Origin of the sequence: Desulfobotulus sp., assembly GCF_034006065.1 — a bacterium.
GTDB lineage: Bacteria > Desulfobacterota > Desulfobacteria > Desulfobacterales > ASO4-4 > Desulfobotulus.
Genome location: NZ_JAVETM010000121.1, coordinates 1 through 2,510, shown reverse-complemented (window position 1 = coordinate 2,510; position 2,510 = coordinate 1). Strand labels below are relative to the sequence as shown.

The window sequence follows — 2,510 nt, the reverse complement described above, 5'->3', positions numbered from 1 at the left end:
ATAGCTCACTGCAAGATAGTAATCGTTGAGGGATGCGTTCTGCGGCCACACTCCCTGCTGATAAAAGAGCTTATAGGCAAAACCACGCTTTAGTTTTTCCATGTTCTTGCTGTCGTTGGTCTGACTGCTGCCCAAGCTTACACCTGTCTCGGTTGTATTTGTCCTGGTCATTTAATCCTCCAAAATCTCTATTGTTCCAGTTCTTCGATATTTATCAAACGAACACAAACCCCTTCAATCTCTTGGCTCTTTGGCTTGATCGGATCTATCTATTTCAACCATTTCAAGCATTTCAAGACAAAAAGTCAAGGAATACTATTTATTACCGACATTTACACAAGGTATCCCTGTATTGTATCATGACAAGGGAACTTCCAGGGTTTCGGCAAACCCCGGCCGCTGGCTCATTCTCTCCAGGGTCAGGGCTGAAGTTATTTTTCAGCAGGAAAGTGAAAAACAACGTTCCTGGCGTGGCAATGGGCCAGCAGCTGCTTAAAGCAGCTGTTTTTGGCAAGCAGATTTTCCGAGTTGGGGAGGAGGGAAAAAAAGGCATTGCTGCCGATGATCACCAGTTTTTTCCTGGCCCGGGTCATGGCCACATTGAGGCGGTTGGGGCTGTTTAAAAATTCGTTGAGCAAATGGTCGGGGTGGGATGCTGTGAGTCCGAAAAGTATCACGTCCCGCTCACCACCCTGGACCCGCTCCACAGTGTCCACAAGGGGGAGGTGTAAATTACCCTTTGCCCCATCTGCGAGTGTCTCTTCCAGGCGCTGGAGTATGGCATTGTTCTGGGCCCTGTGGGGGGTGACAAGGGCCATCTGATCCGGGGTGAGACCATGACCGACAATCAGGCGGCGGGCCAGGGCCGCCATGAGGTCTGCCTCCATATCCGACCGCTGGGAGCATCCCCGGTGTTCCATCAGGACCAGCACAACAGGCTGTTCAGGATTGAGGATACGACCGAGGGTAAGGTCATCCCCTGTCCGGTTTACGGGATACTCGTTCCCAGGCGCCATTTTTGGGAAAATTTCCATCCCCGCCGGAACAGGACCACCTCCCCTGCTCCGGCCGTGGCGGTTCTGTCGTTCATGGATGGTATCCAGGCAAAGCCTTATATTTTCCACTGAAGGGTCAGGAACGAGGATATTGTCGTACCAGGTCTTTGAAGGGAATGCACAGATTTCTTTGTTCATCCTATAGGTGGTGTCAAGGGTGACCCTGTGGTGATCCGGGTAGAGATCTTTGATGTTGGACAGAATGGATTCGTTGAAATTGACCCCGTTTTCCGTTTCACCGCCCCTGTAGTCTCCCATGACAATGGGCGCAAGCTGGTTAACATCCCCGAGAAAGAGAAAATTCTTCCTGGCGTACATAAGGCTGAGCAAAGCCTGGGGCATTGCTAGCTGGGAGGCCTCATCAAAGATCACCCAGTCCAGTGCCGGGGGAAACCCCTTTTTTTTGCTGTTAAACAGGGAATAAAACCCGTATCCTGTTCCGCCCAGAATCAGCCAGGGATGACCGGAAAGGCCGTGGGCATCCTTTGTGTATTCAACCTTCATACCTGGGCAATGACCGGAAAGGGATGTTTCTGCCCCTTCTGCTCCTTCTGCCCCTGGGGATTTATCCTCGCCCCATTTCACACACCGGCCGGGAAATTTTCCTCCAGGCAGATGTTCATTTACCAGCCGGGCTATTTTTTTCAACACCGTGTCAATGGCCTGGTGGGTCAGGGCGCTGATGCCGATGCGAAGGGGCGTTCCAGCATCATGGGCGCAAAGGATCAGGGCAATGATGATCCATCCGAGCAGATGGGTTTTTCCTGTGCCGGGCGGACCCTGGATCATTGAGGTACGGTGTTGAAAGGCCAGCATCAGGGCCCTCTGCTGGGTTGGATTAAGCCCTTGATCATCCTGGGCCAGCCATTTTTCAGCCCAGGCCGAGGCTGACGGCGCCTGCCGCTCCTGGGCCGTTCCGGCAAGAAGCTCTCTGATATGGAGATATTTTTCATCTGAAAAAAGGGAAGACGAGGCGTGGAGGAGTTTTTCCTGATTCCAGTCGTCCAGCTCTTCTTCAAGGGAATAGAACAGCCCCTTATCCGGGTTGATTCTGCCGGATCGGACCAGGAGACCGATTTCCCCCGTTCCCATATCGTACTCCTCCATGATAACGGGAAACCCGTTCTGGATATCGACCATTCCCTGGGGCACAAGCTTTAGAAAATCACCCTGCCGGAATTTTGCTGCCAGGGTTTCAGGAGTAGTCTTGAAGATAAAGAGATATCGCCCCTGGTCATCCAGACGGGTATGGTCGAACTTCAGATATCCCATGGAGCGGAACCTCAGCATCCTCTCTTCCAGGGGCAGTTCCTGGAGCATCATAACCTCTGCCTCTTTCAGGCGGCGCTCCTCCTGGATAAAGTTGGTATAGGGCGCCACCCGATAATCAACCTGGTCGTTCAGGGGCCATTCTCGTATCCACCGGCTCTCCAGCCGGGAAACTGCTGTCTGGTA

At 52.6% G+C, this 2,510-nt stretch carries 1 protein-coding gene; it reads right to left on the bottom strand.

Features of this window, described 5'->3' with window-relative positions; translation table 11 throughout:
- Positions 1-431: 431 nt before the first annotated feature.
- Positions 432-2,510, bottom strand: a 2,079-nt coding sequence (locus RBR60_RS16775) for an ATP-binding protein (RefSeq protein WP_320358951.1), incomplete at its 5' end; no start/stop codon positions are given.